General features: G+C 71.9%; 18 protein-coding genes and 1 tRNA gene. 7 read left to right on the forward strand and 12 right to left on the reverse strand.

Going from position 1 to position 13,586, the window contains the following annotated elements; translation table 11 throughout:
* Positions 1–3 precede the first annotated feature (3 nt).
* The 4 genes from ASG76_RS15095 to ASG76_RS15110 all read right to left on the reverse strand — a co-directional run bounded on the left by ASG76_RS15095 (position 4) and on the right by ASG76_RS15110 (position 4,127).
* Positions 4–1,185, reverse strand: coding sequence for a family 16 glycosylhydrolase (locus ASG76_RS15095; protein ID WP_056605048.1), 1,182 nt, complete (start codon positions 1,183–1,185; stop codon positions 4–6).
* Positions 1,186–1,320: 135 nt separating this feature from the next.
* Positions 1,321–1,396: transfer RNA gene (locus ASG76_RS15100), tRNA-Lys, on the reverse strand.
* Positions 1,397–1,451: 55 nt separating this feature from the next.
* A complete protein-coding gene (locus tag ASG76_RS15105; protein WP_056605051.1) occupies positions 1,452–3,011 on the reverse strand; it encodes a phytoene desaturase family protein in 1,560 nt (519 codons plus the stop codon).
* A gap of 51 nt (positions 3,012–3,062) precedes the next feature.
* Positions 3,063–4,127, reverse strand: a complete 1,065-nt coding sequence (locus ASG76_RS15110; protein ID WP_056605054.1) for an NAD(P)-dependent alcohol dehydrogenase — start codon at positions 4,125–4,127, stop codon at positions 3,063–3,065.
* 150 nt (positions 4,128–4,277) lie between these two features.
* On the opposite strand from ASG76_RS15110, the gene ASG76_RS15115 reads away from it, so the two are divergent.
* Positions 4,278–5,180 (forward strand): universal stress protein, encoded by a 903-nt coding sequence (locus ASG76_RS15115; protein WP_056605056.1) that lies wholly within the window; start codon positions 4,278–4,280, stop codon positions 5,178–5,180.
* Between the two features lie 59 nt (positions 5,181–5,239).
* Here the strand turns inward: ASG76_RS15115 and ASG76_RS15120 are convergent, their stop codons facing one another.
* From ASG76_RS15120 to ASG76_RS15135, 4 genes are read right to left on the reverse strand one after another with little or no spacing between them, the layout of a single operon-like run.
* On the reverse strand, positions 5,240–5,428 hold the full coding sequence (locus tag ASG76_RS15120; RefSeq protein ID WP_056605059.1) for a hypothetical protein: 189 nt from the start codon (positions 5,426–5,428) through the stop codon (positions 5,240–5,242).
* A gap of 32 nt (positions 5,429–5,460) precedes the next feature.
* Positions 5,461–6,285 carry a sulfite exporter TauE/SafE family protein gene (locus tag ASG76_RS15125; protein WP_056605061.1) on the reverse strand — a complete coding sequence of 275 codons (825 nt, stop codon included), beginning with the start codon at positions 6,283–6,285 and terminating at the stop codon, positions 5,461–5,463.
* Positions 6,282–7,673 (reverse strand): MBL fold metallo-hydrolase, encoded by a 1,392-nt coding sequence (locus ASG76_RS15130; protein WP_056605064.1) that lies wholly within the window; start codon positions 7,671–7,673, stop codon positions 6,282–6,284. The genes ASG76_RS15125 and ASG76_RS15130 overlap by 4 nt, the downstream gene beginning before the upstream one ends.
* Positions 7,673–7,990 (reverse strand): rhodanese-like domain-containing protein, encoded by a 318-nt coding sequence (locus tag ASG76_RS15135; RefSeq protein WP_056605067.1) that lies wholly within the window; start codon positions 7,988–7,990, stop codon positions 7,673–7,675. Before ASG76_RS15135 ends, ASG76_RS15130 begins: the two co-directional genes overlap by 1 nt.
* Positions 7,991–8,107: 117 nt before the next feature.
* Between ASG76_RS15135 and trxA the strand changes: the two genes are divergently transcribed.
* From trxA to ASG76_RS15155, 4 genes are all read left to right on the forward strand, one after another.
* Positions 8,108–8,482: a thioredoxin gene (trxA, locus tag ASG76_RS15140; RefSeq protein ID WP_056605071.1), complete on the forward strand. Its 375-nt coding sequence runs from the start codon at positions 8,108–8,110 to the stop codon at positions 8,480–8,482.
* Positions 8,479–8,877 (forward strand): DUF302 domain-containing protein, encoded by a 399-nt coding sequence (locus ASG76_RS15145; RefSeq protein WP_056605074.1) that lies wholly within the window; start codon positions 8,479–8,481, stop codon positions 8,875–8,877. The genes trxA and ASG76_RS15145 overlap by 4 nt, the downstream gene beginning before the upstream one ends.
* Positions 8,877–9,140, forward strand: a complete 264-nt coding sequence (locus ASG76_RS15150) for a metal-sensitive transcriptional regulator (RefSeq protein ID WP_056605077.1) — start codon at positions 8,877–8,879, stop codon at positions 9,138–9,140. Before ASG76_RS15145 ends, ASG76_RS15150 begins: the two co-directional genes overlap by 1 nt.
* A gap of 73 nt (positions 9,141–9,213) precedes the next feature.
* Positions 9,214–10,302: an FUSC family protein gene (locus ASG76_RS15155; protein WP_157559140.1), complete on the forward strand. Its 1,089-nt coding sequence runs from the start codon at positions 9,214–9,216 to the stop codon at positions 10,300–10,302.
* A gap of 10 nt (positions 10,303–10,312) precedes the next feature.
* Here ASG76_RS15155 and ASG76_RS15160 read toward each other — a convergent pair whose 3' ends face one another.
* From ASG76_RS15160 to ASG76_RS15165, 3 genes are read right to left on the reverse strand one after another with little or no spacing between them, the layout of a single operon-like run.
* Positions 10,313–10,927, reverse strand: coding sequence for a TetR/AcrR family transcriptional regulator (locus ASG76_RS15160; protein WP_056605083.1), 615 nt, complete (start codon positions 10,925–10,927; stop codon positions 10,313–10,315).
* Entirely contained in the window at positions 10,914–11,057 is a 144-nt protein-coding gene (locus ASG76_RS19160) for a hypothetical protein (RefSeq protein ID WP_157559141.1), read from the reverse strand. Before ASG76_RS19160 ends, ASG76_RS15160 begins: the two co-directional genes overlap by 14 nt.
* A gap of 3 nt (positions 11,058–11,060) precedes the next feature.
* Positions 11,061–11,249, reverse strand: coding sequence for a hypothetical protein (locus tag ASG76_RS15165; protein ID WP_056605086.1), 189 nt, complete (start codon positions 11,247–11,249; stop codon positions 11,061–11,063).
* A gap of 200 nt (positions 11,250–11,449) precedes the next feature.
* On the opposite strand from ASG76_RS15165, the gene ASG76_RS15170 reads away from it, so the two are divergent.
* The gene (locus ASG76_RS15170) at positions 11,450–12,148 is read left to right on the forward strand and encodes a DUF981 domain-containing protein (protein WP_200948199.1); all 699 of its coding nucleotides are present in this window, start codon (positions 11,450–11,452) and stop codon (positions 12,146–12,148) included.
* 249 nt (positions 12,149–12,397) lie between these two features.
* Complete coding sequence (locus ASG76_RS15175; RefSeq protein WP_056605090.1) at positions 12,398–12,784, forward strand: hypothetical protein; 387 nt, start codon at positions 12,398–12,400, stop codon at positions 12,782–12,784.
* 168 nt (positions 12,785–12,952) lie between these two features.
* Here ASG76_RS15175 and ASG76_RS15180 read toward each other — a convergent pair whose 3' ends face one another.
* A complete protein-coding gene (locus ASG76_RS15180) occupies positions 12,953–13,324 on the reverse strand; it encodes an SRPBCC domain-containing protein (protein WP_056605091.1) in 372 nt (123 codons plus the stop codon).
* Positions 13,325–13,586: the final 262 nt, after the last annotated feature.

Here is a 13,586-nt window from a genome sequence, read left to right on the forward strand (position 1 = left end):
CGGTCAGTGCGACCAGACCCGCACCCAGTCGACCTTGGCGCGCTGGCGCATCGTGGCCGGCGTGAGCTTCTCCAGCTCGTAGTCGGACGTCAGCATCGACAGCAGCAGGTATTCAGGTGCCCGGGAGACGACCTGGGTCTCGCGGAAGAACTCGCGGCCGTCCACCCGGAAGACGTAGGCGTCCTTCGTCCACTCCACGCTGAACACGTGGTAGGCGCTCGACCACGTCTCGGCGGCCTTCTTGAGCGTGTTGGCGTGGGGGAACAACCCGCCCAGCTTGTGGTGCTCGTTGGCGGTGTCGTACCAGTGGACGAACGAGCCGATGGTGGAGTCGCGGCTGGTGCGGCCGAAGAACTCGACCACGTCGATCTCGGTGCCCTTGGCGGGCTGTCCCGGGGTGTACCAGTCGGACGGCTGCAGCCAGAACGAGGTGTGCATGCCCTTGTCGAGGTGCATCTTGATCCGGGCGGCGGCGTAGCCGTAGGTGAAGTCGAACTTCCCACCGGTGTAGAGCTGGGTGTTCCACATGTAGGGGTGCGAGCCCGAGTTGCCGTTGAGCTCCCACGTGCAGGGGCGGTCCGCGCGGGTGGGGTCGGGTGCGACACCGAGGTTGAGCACGCCGTCGCCGACGGTGCGCACGCGGCGGGACAGGGTCGAGCACATCCGCATGTAGGCCGGAGCCAGCGTCGGCTGGTCCGACCACTTCGAGGTGTCGACCCTCGTGCCGGAGAACTCGTCCTTGAACAGGGTCGTGAACGCGCGTCCGCGCACCGTGTTGGTCGTCGCGCTGACCGACCCGCTGCGCGACAGCACGACCGCGCGGTAGTGGCCGGTCGTGTCGGGGAGGGTGAAGAGGGTGGACCCGCTGCGGTGCTGCCGGGCGCGGCCGACGGTCCGCCACCCCGCGCCGTCCTCGCGCTGCAGCGCGACCGTCCGTCCGGTGCTCGTGTGGCGGAAGACGGCCAGCGCCTGCGTCCTCGACGACGAGGTGGTCGGGCGCTTGCCGGGCTGGCTGAGGGCCGGGCGCAGGCTGAGCACGCCCGTGGTCCGCGCGGCCTCCACCCGCGTCGGGAGCGCGGCCGTGTCGACGTCGGGTGTCAGCGCCCCGGCGGGAGTCTGCAGCAGGCCCGCGGTGAGCAGCGTCGCGGCGCAGGCGAGCGCAGTCGGGAGCGTCCTGAACGGCACGGGCGGGTCCTCTCGCCTGGGGCTCGGGGTGGCCCGTGGGTGCTGCGAGGCTAGTCGACCGGGCGGGCGCCGGGGGCAGGAACGACGAAGGCCCTCCTCGCATCTCTGCGTGGAGGGCCTCGGTCGTGGTGCGGGTGGTACGCCATCAGGGACTCGAACCCCGAACCCGCTGATTAAGAGTCAGCTGCTCTGCCAATTGAGCTAATGGCGCAGGCGGTGAAGCGAGTAGAACACTACAACGTCGCGACCAGCAGGCGAAATCGAGGTCAGAGACCGGCCAGGACCGCCTGGGCCGCGTTGTGCCCACCCAGGCCGGAGACCGCGCCACCGCGGCGCGCACCCGACCCGCACAGCAGCACCGAGTCGTGCTGGGTCTGCACGCCCCACTGCTGCGCAGGGGTCTCGAGCCGCGATCGGTTGGGTGCCCAGGGCCACTCGAGGTCGCCGTGGAAGATGTGGCCGCCGGGCATCGCGAGGTCCTTCTCGACGTCCTGCGGGACCTTGGCCTCGATGCACGGGTTGCCGTCGGCGTCGCGGGCCACGCAGCTCGCGATCGGCTCGTCGAGCACGGCGTCCAGGGAGGCGATCGCGCGCTGCACGGCCAGGTCACGGGCACCGTGGTCGGCGTCGAAAAGGGCGGCGGGGGTGTGCAGCCCGAAGTAGGTCAGCGTGTGCGCCGCACCGGCCTGCTCACCCAGGATCGAGGGGTCGGTGAGGCTGTGGCAGTAGACCTCGCCCGGCATCGGGTCGGGCACCCGGCCGGCGGCGGCAGCGGCGTACGCCGTCTCGAGCTGGCTGTAGTCCTCGCCGAGGTGGAGCGTGCCGGCGAAGGCGACCTCGGGGTCGGCGCCGGAGGCCAGCCGCGGCAGGCGGTCGAGCAGGAAGTTGATCTTGAGCTGCGAGCCGGCCGGCTTGGTCGCGGGGTCCTCGCCCTCGCCGAGCAGGATGCTCAGCACCCACGGGGCGACCCCGGAGAGCACCCGGCGCCCGGTGACCGAGTGCTCGCGGGTGCCGTCGTGCCAGGTCACCTCGGCGCCGTCCGCGCCGGGCGTGATGGCACTGACGCCGGCGCCGGTGACGATCTCCGCGCCCGCCTCGACGGCCGCCCGGGCCAGGGCGTCGGTGACGGCGCCCATCCCGCCGACCGGCACGCGCCACTCGCCGGTGCCGTTGCCGATGAGGTGGTAGAGGAAGCAGCGGTTCTGGATGAGGGAGGCGTCGTCCATCGAGGCGAAGGTGCCGATGAGCGCGTCGGTGGCCACGACGCCGCGCACCGTGTCGTCCGCGAAGCGCGCGGTGATCGCCCGCCCGAGCGGCTCGGAGACGACCTCGTCCCAGATCCGCTCGTCGACCAGGGCGCGGACGTCGCGCTCGAGGGGGAGCGGCTGAATCAGGGTCGGGGCGACGACCTCGGCGAGCTTGCCGACCTCGGCGTAGAAGGCCTGCCACGCGGCGTACTCCTCGTCGCCGCCGGTGAGCTCGCGGAACGACGACCGCGTCGCCTCGCCCTCCGGGCGCTCGACGAGCAGCCCGCCGGAGCGCTCGCCGCGCACCCAGGGGGTGTACGACGCGGTGCTGCGCGAGGCCAGCCTCACGTCGAGGTCGAGGTCGGCCATCAGCTGCTCCGGCATCAGGCTGACCAGGTAGGAGTAGCGCGAGAGCCGCGCGGGCAGGCCCGCGAAGGGCTCCACGGAGACCGCCGCCCCGCCGGTGTGGCCGAGTCGCTCCAGCACCACGACGGACAGTCCGGCGCGGGCGAGGTAGGCGGCGCTCACGAGGGCGTTGTGGCCGCCGCCGACCACGACGACGTCATAGCTGTGGGTCACCGGGCCAAGGTAGACCCTGGGTGGGGTGCCGTCGGGTGACGGCACCGCGGCTCAGCCGGTGAACGTGTCGTTGGGCACGATCACGGCCCGCCCGGTCACCCGCCCGTGGGCGAGGTCGTCGTACGCCGACACGGCGTCCTCGAGCGGGTAGATCGTGGTGGCCGCGTGCAGCAGGCCGCGCGAGGCCAGGTCGAGCACCTCGACCAGCTCGCGGCGGTTGCCCCAGTAGGTCGTCTGCACGCTGGTCTCGTAGGGGAGGCCGAAGAACGACACCGGCAGGGTCCCGCCGGCGATCCCGACGATGGTGAGGTCGCCGAGCTGGCGCATGCTGGCCGCCGCAGTGGCCAGGGTCTCGTCGGAGCCGACGAAGTCGAGCACCACGTCGGCGCCGCGACCTCCCGTCGCCTCGCGGATCCGGGTCGCGGTCTCCTCGCCGGGCTCGAGCACGAGGTCGGCGCCGAGCGCGGACGCCTGCGCGCGGGCGCTCTGGCGTCCGTCGACCGCGATCACGCGGGCGGCGGTGACGGCCTTGAGCACCTGCAGGCCGAGGTGCCCCAGCCCACCGACACCGATGACCACGGCCGTGGTCCCGGGGCCGAGCTTGCCGAGCGAGCGGCGTACGGCGTGGTAGGGCGTGAGCGCCGCGTCGGTCAGGGGCGCCGCGTCGACGACCTCCAGCCCGTCGGGCAGCGGCACGAGGTGGCGCGCGGAGGGCACGAGGAGGAAGTCGGCCATGCCGCCGTCCATGCCGAGACCGCCCCCGCCGCCCGGCACGGGCGCGAGGTCGGGTCGCTCGCAGTAGGTCTCGAGGCCGTCGATGCAGTGCGCGCAGGTGCCGCAGCCCCAGGCGCCCACGACGGCCACCGCCTGCCCCACCTCGAGCCCGGTCACGCCCTCGCCGAGGGTGTGCACCCAGCCGGCGTTCTCGTGGCCGAGGGTGAAGGGCGGGCTCCAGGGCAGGGTGCCGGACTCGAACTCGTGCATGAGGTGCAGGTCGGAGTGGCACGCACCCGCTGCCCCCACCTGCACCAGCACCTCGCCCGGTCCCGGCTCGGGGACGGGCACGTCGGTGAGCACCGGGTCGCTCTTCCAGGACTTCAGCTGCAACGCACGCATGCGGACCTCCTCAGGTTCGCCTCCAGCCTCGCAGTGGTGGCAGCGGCGCAGCAGGGTCATTTGCCGCGACCTGTCGGGTCCAAGGGCCCTCGCAGCCGGCGCGGCGTCGGCGAAGAGTGGACCTTGCCGGACCCATCCGAGGAGGACGTCATGACCCAGCAGAGCCCCGCCACCACCCCCGTGATCGTCGTCGGTGTCGGCCCCGAGGAGGTGGACTCGGCGCTCGCGTTCGCCGCGGAGGAGGCGGTGCGCGCGCGCTGTGGGCTGCACCTCGTCCACGCGCTGCACGTCGCGCCGCCGGGACCCGAGAACGCCCTGCTGACCGACGTCGACGTCGAGAAGTGGGGCCGCGAGGTGCTCGAGCTCGCGGTCAAGCACGCCGAGGACCTTGTCGACGGCGTCGTCCCGGTCACCCACGAGCTGCGGCGCGGTGCACCGGTGCACGTGCTGGTCGAGGCCGGCCGCGACGCCCGGATGGTCGTGCTGGAGCACCGGCACCTGTCCAAGCTCTCGCGCATCGTCAACCGCACCGTCGCCGGCGGGGTCGCCGCGCACCTCCCGGTGCCGGTGGTGGCCGTGCCGAGCGGCTGGTCGCCGTCGGAGGGGCACCAGGTCGTCGTCGCGGGCGTCGACGTCCCGGAGCGCTCCGACGAGGTGCTGCGCACCGCGATCGCGGAGGCCCGCGCCCGCGACGCGTCGCTGCGCGTGGTGCACGCCTGGTCGTGGCCGACGTACGACACCGACCTGCCGCCGCGCAGCGAGGACCACCGTCGCTGGACCGAGCGCTCGCGTGCCGAGGTGCGTGCGGCGCTCGACCGGATGGGCGACGAGTCGGTCGCGATCGACGCCGACGTGCAGGTGCACCCCGGTCGCGTGATCGAGGCGATCCTGGAGGCCTCGAAGGACGCCGACCTGCTGGTGATCGGCCGCCACGACCCGCTGGTGCCGGTCGGGTCGCACATCGGACCGGTGGCCAGGGCCGTGCTGCGCGAGGCAGGCTGCCCGGTGCTGCTCGCGAACCCGCGACCGCACCGGGCCGTCTACCACCCCTGACGTCACTGCCAATCCGTCCGTCAGGGATGCCCGGTCAGCCGGGGATCCCGACGTCGCGCTCAGTCGCGACCGAAGAGGCGGGACAGGAACCCGCCGCGACTGCCCTGCGCCTGCTGCTTCTCGGCAGCGGTGTGCTGGCCGTTGCACCACTGCTGGGCGGGCACGCCGGCCTTGACCTGGCTGACGTGCTGGCCGCAGCCGGCCCAGGTGGTCTTGCCGCAGGTCTTGCATCGGACGGGTCGGCACATGGTGTGTCTCCTTCGGTGGGGGTGATCCTGCCTCAGACGAGAGCGGGAAGTGCGGATGCGGCGGTGCAGGCGGCCACGAGGATGACCAGGCCGGTGAAGGCTGCGGAGAGGCGCCGGGTGTCGGTGCGGGCCGCGAGGCGGGCCCCCGCGACCGAGCCGGCGACGGCGGTGACGGTGAGTGCGGCGACGAGCCACCAGTCGGGCGCGGTGCCCGTGCCGGCGCGGGTCGCCAAGGCCGAGGCGCTGGTAATCGTGATGACCACCAGCGAGGTGCCGGCGGCGTACGTCATGGGGAGCGCGAGGGCGAGGGTCAGGGCGGGGACGACGAGGAACCCGCCGGCCACGCCGAGGAAGCCCGTGAGGAGCCCGACCGCGGTCGCGGTCACGAGCACCTTGAGCGCGCGCGGGCACTGGCACATGAAGGTCGGGCTGAAGGTGATGATGGGGTCGTCGAGACGGGGCTCGGCGGCACGCGCGCCGTCGCCGCGGCGGGCCCGGACCTGCCGGATGACCATGAGGGTCGCGACGACCAGCATCAGCGCGGCGAACGACGCCAGCAGCACGGGCTCCGGGACTGCAGCCGAGGCCCGGGCGCCGGCGACGGCGCCCGCGATGGCGACGGCGCCGAACGCCGCGCCCCGGGCGAGCAGCACGTTGCCCGCCCGGCGTGCGGTGACGACCCCCGCCAGGGAGGTGATGCCGACGACCACGAGGGAGCCCGTGGTCGCCTGGGCCGGTGACTCCCCGAGGGCGAGGAGCACCGGGACGGCGAGGATCGACCCGCCGCCGCCGAGCGCGCCCAGGCTCAGCCCGATGAGCGCGCCCGCGGCGAGGGCGGCGACGAGTGCGAGGCTCACGCCGCGGGCCCCACCAGGTGCAGCCCGACCGACTCGGCGTTGTCGAACGAGTCGTCGATGGCCACCAGCGACCGTCCGGCCGCGTCGAGCATCGAGGCCGCCACCGAGGCGCGGTAGCCGCCGGCGCAGTGGACCCAGACCTCGCCCGCGGGCACCTCGTCGAGGCGTTGGGCGAGCTCGTGGAGCGGGACGTTGACCGCGCCGTCGATGCGGGCCGCGTCGTGCTCGTCGGCACGGCGTACGTCCAGCACGACCACCTCGCGGTGGTGGCGCACCTGGGCGAGGTCGGCGAAGGTCGCGGTGGCGAACGAGCTCAGGGGCCGGTCGCTCCAGTCCTCCGGGCCGCCCGTGGCGTGCGCCGCGGGGCGGTCGATGCCGATGCGCACCAGCTCGCGCTGGGCCGCGGCCACGTCGTCGGCGGTCTCGCCGAGGAGCGTGATCGGGGTGCCCCACGTGACGAGCCACCCGAGGTAGGTCGCGAAGCCGCCGTCGAGGCCGAAGTTCAGCGTCCCGGGGGCGTGCCCGGCAGCGAAGGCCGTGCGGTTGCGAAGGTCGACGACCCACTCCCCGTCCTCGATGCGGCGGCGCAGCTCGGCGGCGTCGGCGAGGGCGGGTGGCGACAGGTCGGGCTCGGACGGACCGCTCGCGTTGGCGGGCGCCATGTGCGCGTAGTACGCCGGCCAGGGGCCCAGGCCGGCGAGGAGCTCGTCGACGTAGGTCTGCTCGTCCTGGGTCAGGGCCGGGTTGGACTTCTTCTCCTGCGCGATCGTCGACGACGTGGCCTCCGACTGGGTCGCGGAGCAGAACGAGCCGAAGCCGTGGGTGGGGTAGACCTCGGCCTGGTCCGGCAGCAGGTCGGCCAGCCGGTGCGCGGAGGCGTGCTGGTGGCGCACCAGGTCGTGCGTGTGCTCGGGCCCGAGCAGGTCGGGCCGGCCGGTGGCGCCGAAGAGCAGCGACCCGCCGGAGAAGACGCCGATCGCACGGTCGACGCCGTCGGCGTCGCGCTGGCCGGCGTCGGTCAGGGCGTAGGAGAGGTGGGTGAACGTGTGGCCGGGGGTTGCCAGCGCAGTGATGCGCATCCGTCCACCCACCTCGACGACCTGTCCGTCCGCCACGGGGGTGCGGACGAAGGACACGTCGTCCTCGCCATTGACGAGGTAGAGGGCACCGGTGCGCTCGGCGAGGGCGAGGCCCCCGGTGATGTAGTCGTTGTGGATGTGGGTCTCGAAGACGTGGGTCAGGCGCACGTCGTGCTGCTCGAGCAGGTCGAGCACGCGGTCGATGTCGCGCTGCGGGTCGACCACCAGCGCCACCTCGCCGTCGTGGACGAGATAGCTGCGGTCGCCGAGGGTCGGGGTCTCGATGGCGACGACGGTGAGGTCCTTCATCACAGACCCATCCCCACGGCGCGGCCGGAGGCGATCCACGCCTGCGTGCCGCCGGAGACTGAGACGGCGTCGAAGCCCTGGGCGACGAGCAGGTCGGTCATGGCCTTCGAGCGGTTGCCGGAGGCGCAGATGACGTGGACGCGGGACGAGCGGTCGAGCTCGTCGAGCCGCGAGGCGAGCTGGCCCATCGGGACGAGCAGGGCGCCGGGCACGTGGGCCTGGGCGTACTCGCCGCGCTCGCGGACGTCGACGGTCGTGCCGTCCTCACGCTCGGCGGCGTAGTCCTCGATCGAGATCTCGGGCGTCTGGTGCGACATGCGATTCCTCTCCGGTCGTGGGCTTCCTCGGTGTTGAGGAATACCCTAGGGGGTATGTACGCTGAAGGCAAAACACCCCCGGGGGTATTCCCCGACCACGATGAGAAGGAGCCACCCATGACCACCCGTGACCTGACCGCGGCGGACTTCGAGTCCACCGTCACCGCGCACGAGATCGTGCTCGTCGACTTCTGGGCGTCCTGGTGCGGCCCGTGCCGCCAGTTCGCCCCCGTGTACGAGAAGGCCTCGGCCGATCACCCCGACATCGTGTTCGGCAAGGTCGACACCGAGGCCGAGCAGGCGCTGGCCGGTGCCGCCCAGATCACCTCGATCCCCACGCTGATGGCGTTCAAGGACGGCGTCCTGGTCTTCTCCCAGCCCGGCGCGCTCCCGGCCGCCGCGCTGGAGGAGCTGATCGCCTCGGTGCGCGCGCTCGACGTCGAGGCCGCGCTGCGCGCCGCCGAGGCCGAGCGCGAGAGGATGAGGGCATGACCTACACGCTGAGCACCACCGTCGCGATGTCGTACGACGACACCGTCGCCGCGACCCGCACCGCGCTCGCCGACCAGGGCTTCGGCATCCTCACCGAGATCGACCTGGCGGCCACCATGAAGGCCAAGCTCGACGTCGACCTGCCGCCGCAGATCATCCTCGGCGCCTGCCGGCCGCCCCTGGCCTACGAGGCCATCCAGGTCGACCCCTCGATCGCCGCGGTCCTGCCGTGCAACGTGGTCGTCCGCTCCGTGGACGATGCCACGACGATCGTCGAGGCCTTCGACCCCGACGCGATGATGGGCCTGGCCGGTGCCGGCGCGCTCGACACCGTGGCCGCCGACGCCAAGCAACGCCTGACCGCGGCCCTCGCCGCCCTGTCCCAGGAGGACTGATGGAGCTCGACCCCACCGAGATGACCCCGGTCATCAACCGCATCAAGCGCGCCCAGGGCCAGCTGGCGGGCGTGCTGCGCCTGCTGGAGGAGGGGCGCGACTGCGAGGACGTCGTGACCCAGCTCGCCGCCGTCTCGAAGGCGCTGGACCGGGCCGGCTTCGCCATCGTGGCGAGCGGCCTGCAGCAGTGCCTGGTCGCCGGCGACGGCGTCGACGGGGTCGACGTCAAGAAGATGGAGAAGCTCTTCCTGTCCCTCGCCTGAGATCGGCCCGAGCCTGTCGTCCCCGTAGTGTCGAGCGCTGAGGGAGACGCCTGAGGGAGGGCTGCACGTGAGCATGAGGGAACAAATCGACCGACGACTGAGCGACCCCATCTGGTGGAACGACGTCCTCCAGCTGGCCAAGACGGTGCTCGCCGCCGTCGCCGCCTGGGTGGTCGCGGCGAGCGTGCTCGACCTGCCGCAGCCGTTCCTGGCCCCGTGGGCGGCGTTGCTGGTGGTGCACGCCACCGTCTACCGCACCTTCTCCAAGGGCACCCAGCAGGTGGCGGCGACGGTGGTCGCGGTCCTGCTGGCCACGGCGGTGGGGGAGACCCTCGGGCTGACGACCGGCGCCATCGCGCTGCTGCTCGTCGTCGCGCTCCTCCTGGGCGCGGTGCCGTGGCTGGGCGCCGAGGCCACCACCATCGCCACGACCGGTCTCGTGGTGCTCACCACGGGTTTCGAGAGCGACGCGATGCTCATCTCGCGGCTGCTCGACAGCGGGATCGGCGTCGCGGTCGGCCTGCTGGTCAACGTGCTCGTGTGGCCCCCGCTGCGACGGCGTACGGCGGCCGAGGCGATGGATCGCATCGACGACGGCATCGGCGAGCTGCTGGTCGACATCGCCGGCGGGCTCGGTGACGGTTGCCAGGAGGAGGACGTCACCGGCTGGATCGACCGCACGCGTGACCTCGACGCCGACCTCGACCACGCCTGGTCGCTGGTGCGCCAGGCCCAGGAGAGCGCCCGGATGAACCCGCGCCGACAGGCCCGGGAGATGAAGAACCCCGAGCGCTGGCACGAGCTGCTGAGGCGCATGGAGCAGTCGGTGGCCGAGATCCGCAGCCTGGCGCGCACGCTCGGCGGCCAGCAGGCGCACAAGGAGACGTGGGGCGCGGCCTTCGCCGACCCGTGGATCTCGATGCTGGGCGACGCCGGTCGCGCCGCCGGCGACGCCGACCCGCAGGCACTGCTCGACGTACGCCGTCGCCTCGAGGTGTTCACCGAGGACCTGCGGTCCACCGAGCGCTCGCCCGAGTGGCCGATCTACGGCGCGCTCATCATCAACCTGCGCAACATCGTCGACTCGATGGACAAGGTCGCCGAGGCCAACCCGATCCGCGGCAACCCGCTGCCGCTGCACGTGCCGCAGCGCCGCCGCTGACTGCGGTGGGCTAGGCGCCGCTGGACCCGGGCCTCATCAGCACCCAGATCAGCTCCAGGCTGCGGTCCAGCCACCCGGGCGCGACCTCCCCGTGGAGGACGAGCTCGCCGAGGTAGGCACCGACCATCAGGCTCACGACGCCGTCCGCATCGAGTCCTTCCCGGAGGGCCCCCGCGTCCACGTCGTCGCGGATGCGGGTGACGAGCATGTCGACGTAGGGTCCGAGCGCGGCCCGGAAGAGCCCGGTGAACTCGGGGTCGCTGTCGCCGACGATGGCGGCGAGCCCGCCGCGGCCGAGCACCACACCCATCTGGTGCCAGGCCTGCTCGAGCGCGAACCGGATCTTGTCGCGGACCGACCCCTCCTGCGGCACCTGTGGCGCGCCGATGGCCACGGTCAGGACTGCGGTCAGCAGTGCACCACGGTTGGGGTGGCGGCGATAGATCGATGTCTTGGCGACCCCGGAGGTGGCGGCGACGCGGTCCATCGTCACCGCGGCGGGTCCTCCGTCGCGCAGCAGCTGCAGGACCGCCGCGTGCACGCGCTCGTCCAGCGCCGCCTCGCGTGGGCGACCCGGCCGCCCGGACGAGGGGTGCGACTCCGGGGAGGTGTCAGCAGCGGTCACGCGGCCTCCGGTCGCTGGGCGGGGTGTGGTCGTGGGTGCCGACGTCGGCGGCGTGCAGCAGCAGGAGCACCACGGCGTAGGTCACGAGCGCCGCGACGCCGGAGGCGACGAGGACCATCACAGGATGCACGGGTCACGCTGCTTCGTCGAACGGACTCGCGCGCCGGGCCGCCGCAGCTTGGTGCGCAGGCGGCGCCGGCGGCTCGACCCGCCACTTGTCCAGGAAGTAGACGAGCGTGACGCCACCCATCGTCAGGCCCCCGGCGAGGAGGGCCACGGCGATGAAGGCGATCACTTCGACGCTGGGCACGTGCACCACCACTTTCAGATGAGAGGCCCGTCCAGGCCTGAGTTACGACACGATTAGTGTATCGGAAATGGCTCGATGCCCAACGATGCGGCTCAAGGAATCAAAACGCTATGCGTAGCGTTTTGTAGGAACAGCTCGCCTTGCCGCTCCTCCGGCGGCGTCCGCGGCGGGCGCATCCACACGAGCAGTGCCCGCACGGGCACGAAAGGAGCGTGGGCGACGTGGTCGTCTACAACGAGCTGGTCGCACTGACCGCCGGCGCAGGGCTGCTGGGCTTCTCCGCATTCCTGGCACACCTGATCAAGGGCAAGCACATCGACAGCGAGGGCTGGGCCGGCTTCTTTGCCGTCACCGGTGTCCTGCTGCTGGCCCTCGGCATCCACACCACCGTCACGTGGCCGTTCGGGGGCAACGGATTCGAGTACGCCAACATCGCCTTCGGCCAGCCCGCGGCCGGGTTCGGGGCCCTGCTGCTCTTCGCAGCCGTCTACCTCTGGCGCCACCGGACGCTGTACGCCGGCCCGGTCGGGGAGGCCAACGGTGCCACCCTGGCCGCCTTCAAGCCGGTCGGCATCTTCGTCGGAGCGCTCGGGCTCGCCATGGCAGTCCTGGCCATCGCCTTCGTCCGCTTCCAGCTCGGGGCTGCGCCCGCGGTGGAGCCGATCAGCGGTCGCTTCGGGCACCTGCCCGTCCTCGAGGCGCTCTTCCTCGGAGGTCTCTGGGGGATCGTCGCCCTCGGCGCCCTGCTGTTCGCCATCGCGCTCTGGACCGACCGCCCGCAGCTGATGCGCTGGGCCGTGTGGGCCTGGGTCGTCGGCGGAACGGTCTTCCTGCTGTTCGGCGCGATGAACTTCTACACGCACATCGGGATGTACTACAACATCGAGCACGGGACCATGCACAAGTGGTGAGGTGACTCCTCCGACAACGACTCGAGCCCCCGGCCTGCAGGCCGGGGGCTCGATCCATTGGGGTGAGTAACGGGACTTGAACCCGCCATCGAGCCGGTCCTGGCCGCGTGGCCAGAGTCCCCGCAATCTACCTGCGGATCCAAGCGGTCGCCAGCGGTTTCGAGCGGTTGCAAGCGGTGCTGAGCGGTGCGTTTGCCCCCCAAGCTGCCCCCCATTGCGCCCGCGCGGCCACGGCGGACGGTCGCCGCCATGACGAGCATCGACGACGACTTCAAGACCCTCCGCTGCTACTCCCGGCAGGAGGCAGCCGAGATGCTCAAGGTCAAGGACTCCATCCTCAAGAGCCTGGTGTCGAAGAGGGCAGTGCCCCACCAACGCACCGGGAAGCCCGGCAAGCGGCAGAGGGGAGTCTGGTTCACCTACGACGACATCCTCCAGATCGGACGGATGCTGCCCGACCTACTGTCTGGGCGGCAGGCGAACAGCCGCGCCGAGGTCCCCGTCACCGCAACGGAGCTGACCGGGGGTGAGCACCCTGTAGAACCAGACGCCGTCATCGCGAGGGCCATCACCGTGGACATCTCAGAGGATGAGCTTGCTCGATTCCGCTCGCTCGCATCTCTGCCGCGTCGGTGAGCGGAAGGGCCCCGTCTCGACCGTCATCGTGATTCAAGGACACCCGGTGTGTCGGCCGCGGTCGGCGGTCAATTCACTGAAGCCGGGGCTTCCGGCGGGTGAGGGCGCGGTCTGCCAACTCGGAGTCCCAGCGCTTCGTTCATCTGCTCGAACCCCACACGGGTGCGGTCAAGCAACTGCGCGCCGGAATGGAATGAGCGCCCCACTGAAGGTCTCTGACTGCTGCAGCAGCGTCCGGCCACCCGACAACGGCGTGAGTGTGCAGCGGTGCCGGCCGTCGAAGACGCCGGGCATGCCGACGCGCCCCAGGCACTCCACGTACCGGTGCTCGTCCACGGCGGTGACCCAGGGCTTGAACCTCATCGGCCGACCACCGGGCGGATGGATCGTCAGGTCGAGACGTCCGCCGAACGCCAGCATGCCGGACGCTGAGGTGATGAACGGGTTCCACTCGCCGTATGCCGGCAGGGTGGTGAGGGTCTCCCACACGTCCTCGACCGGTGCGTGCAAGGTGACGTGGGTGGTGATGATCTTGCTCATGTCAGGCGCCGGCGGCGTCCGAGCCTGAGGCGCTCGGAGGTGGAGGCGCTGCGGGATGCGCGCGCAGAGGGTGCGCGCCTGCTGTCCCTACCGCCGGCGCCGAAGGAGCCACAACCTCCTGACGACCACCCTGAGTGGGTGCTCGCCAAGGACCTTGCAGCGGAGATGGGTGTCGGTGGCGGCTGGGTGGTGCATCAACGCGCGCGTCGCGGACGGCTGCCGTACGTCACCGGCGTGGACGGGACGAGGTGGTTCCGACGGG

It is taken from the genome of Nocardioides sp. Soil774 (assembly GCF_001428125.1).
Lineage (GTDB): Bacteria > Actinomycetota > Actinomycetes > Propionibacteriales > Nocardioidaceae > Nocardioides.

Excerpts from the sequence above, each read along its gene's own strand:
- ASG76_RS15135 (WP_056605067.1), bottom strand. The coding sequence starts at position 7,990 with ATGTCGCACCAGACGCCCGAGATCTCGATCGAGGACTACGCCGCCGAG.
- ASG76_RS15150 (WP_056605077.1), top strand. The coding sequence starts at position 8,877 with ATGGAGCTCGACCCCACCGAGATGACCCCGGTCATCAACCGCATCAAG.
- ASG76_RS15130 (WP_056605064.1), bottom strand. The coding sequence starts at position 7,673 with ATGAAGGACCTCACCGTCGTCGCCATCGAGACCCCGACCCTCGGCGAC.
- trxA (WP_056605071.1), top strand. The coding sequence starts at position 8,108 with ATGACCACCCGTGACCTGACCGCGGCGGACTTCGAGTCCACCGTCACC.
- ASG76_RS15110 (WP_056605054.1), bottom strand. The coding sequence starts at position 4,127 with ATGCGTGCGTTGCAGCTGAAGTCCTGGAAGAGCGACCCGGTGCTCACC.
- ASG76_RS15175 (WP_056605090.1), top strand. The coding sequence starts at position 12,398 with ATGACGAGCATCGACGACGACTTCAAGACCCTCCGCTGCTACTCCCGG.
- ASG76_RS15115 (WP_056605056.1), top strand. The coding sequence starts at position 4,278 with ATGACCCAGCAGAGCCCCGCCACCACCCCCGTGATCGTCGTCGGTGTC.
- ASG76_RS15180 (WP_056605091.1), bottom strand. The coding sequence starts at position 13,324 with ATGAGCAAGATCATCACCACCCACGTCACCTTGCACGCACCGGTCGAG.
- ASG76_RS15145 (WP_056605074.1), top strand. The coding sequence starts at position 8,479 with ATGACCTACACGCTGAGCACCACCGTCGCGATGTCGTACGACGACACC.
- ASG76_RS15155 (WP_157559140.1), top strand. The coding sequence starts at position 9,214 with ATGAGGGAACAAATCGACCGACGACTGAGCGACCCCATCTGGTGGAAC.
- ASG76_RS15120 (WP_056605059.1), bottom strand. The coding sequence starts at position 5,428 with ATGTGCCGACCCGTCCGATGCAAGACCTGCGGCAAGACCACCTGGGCC.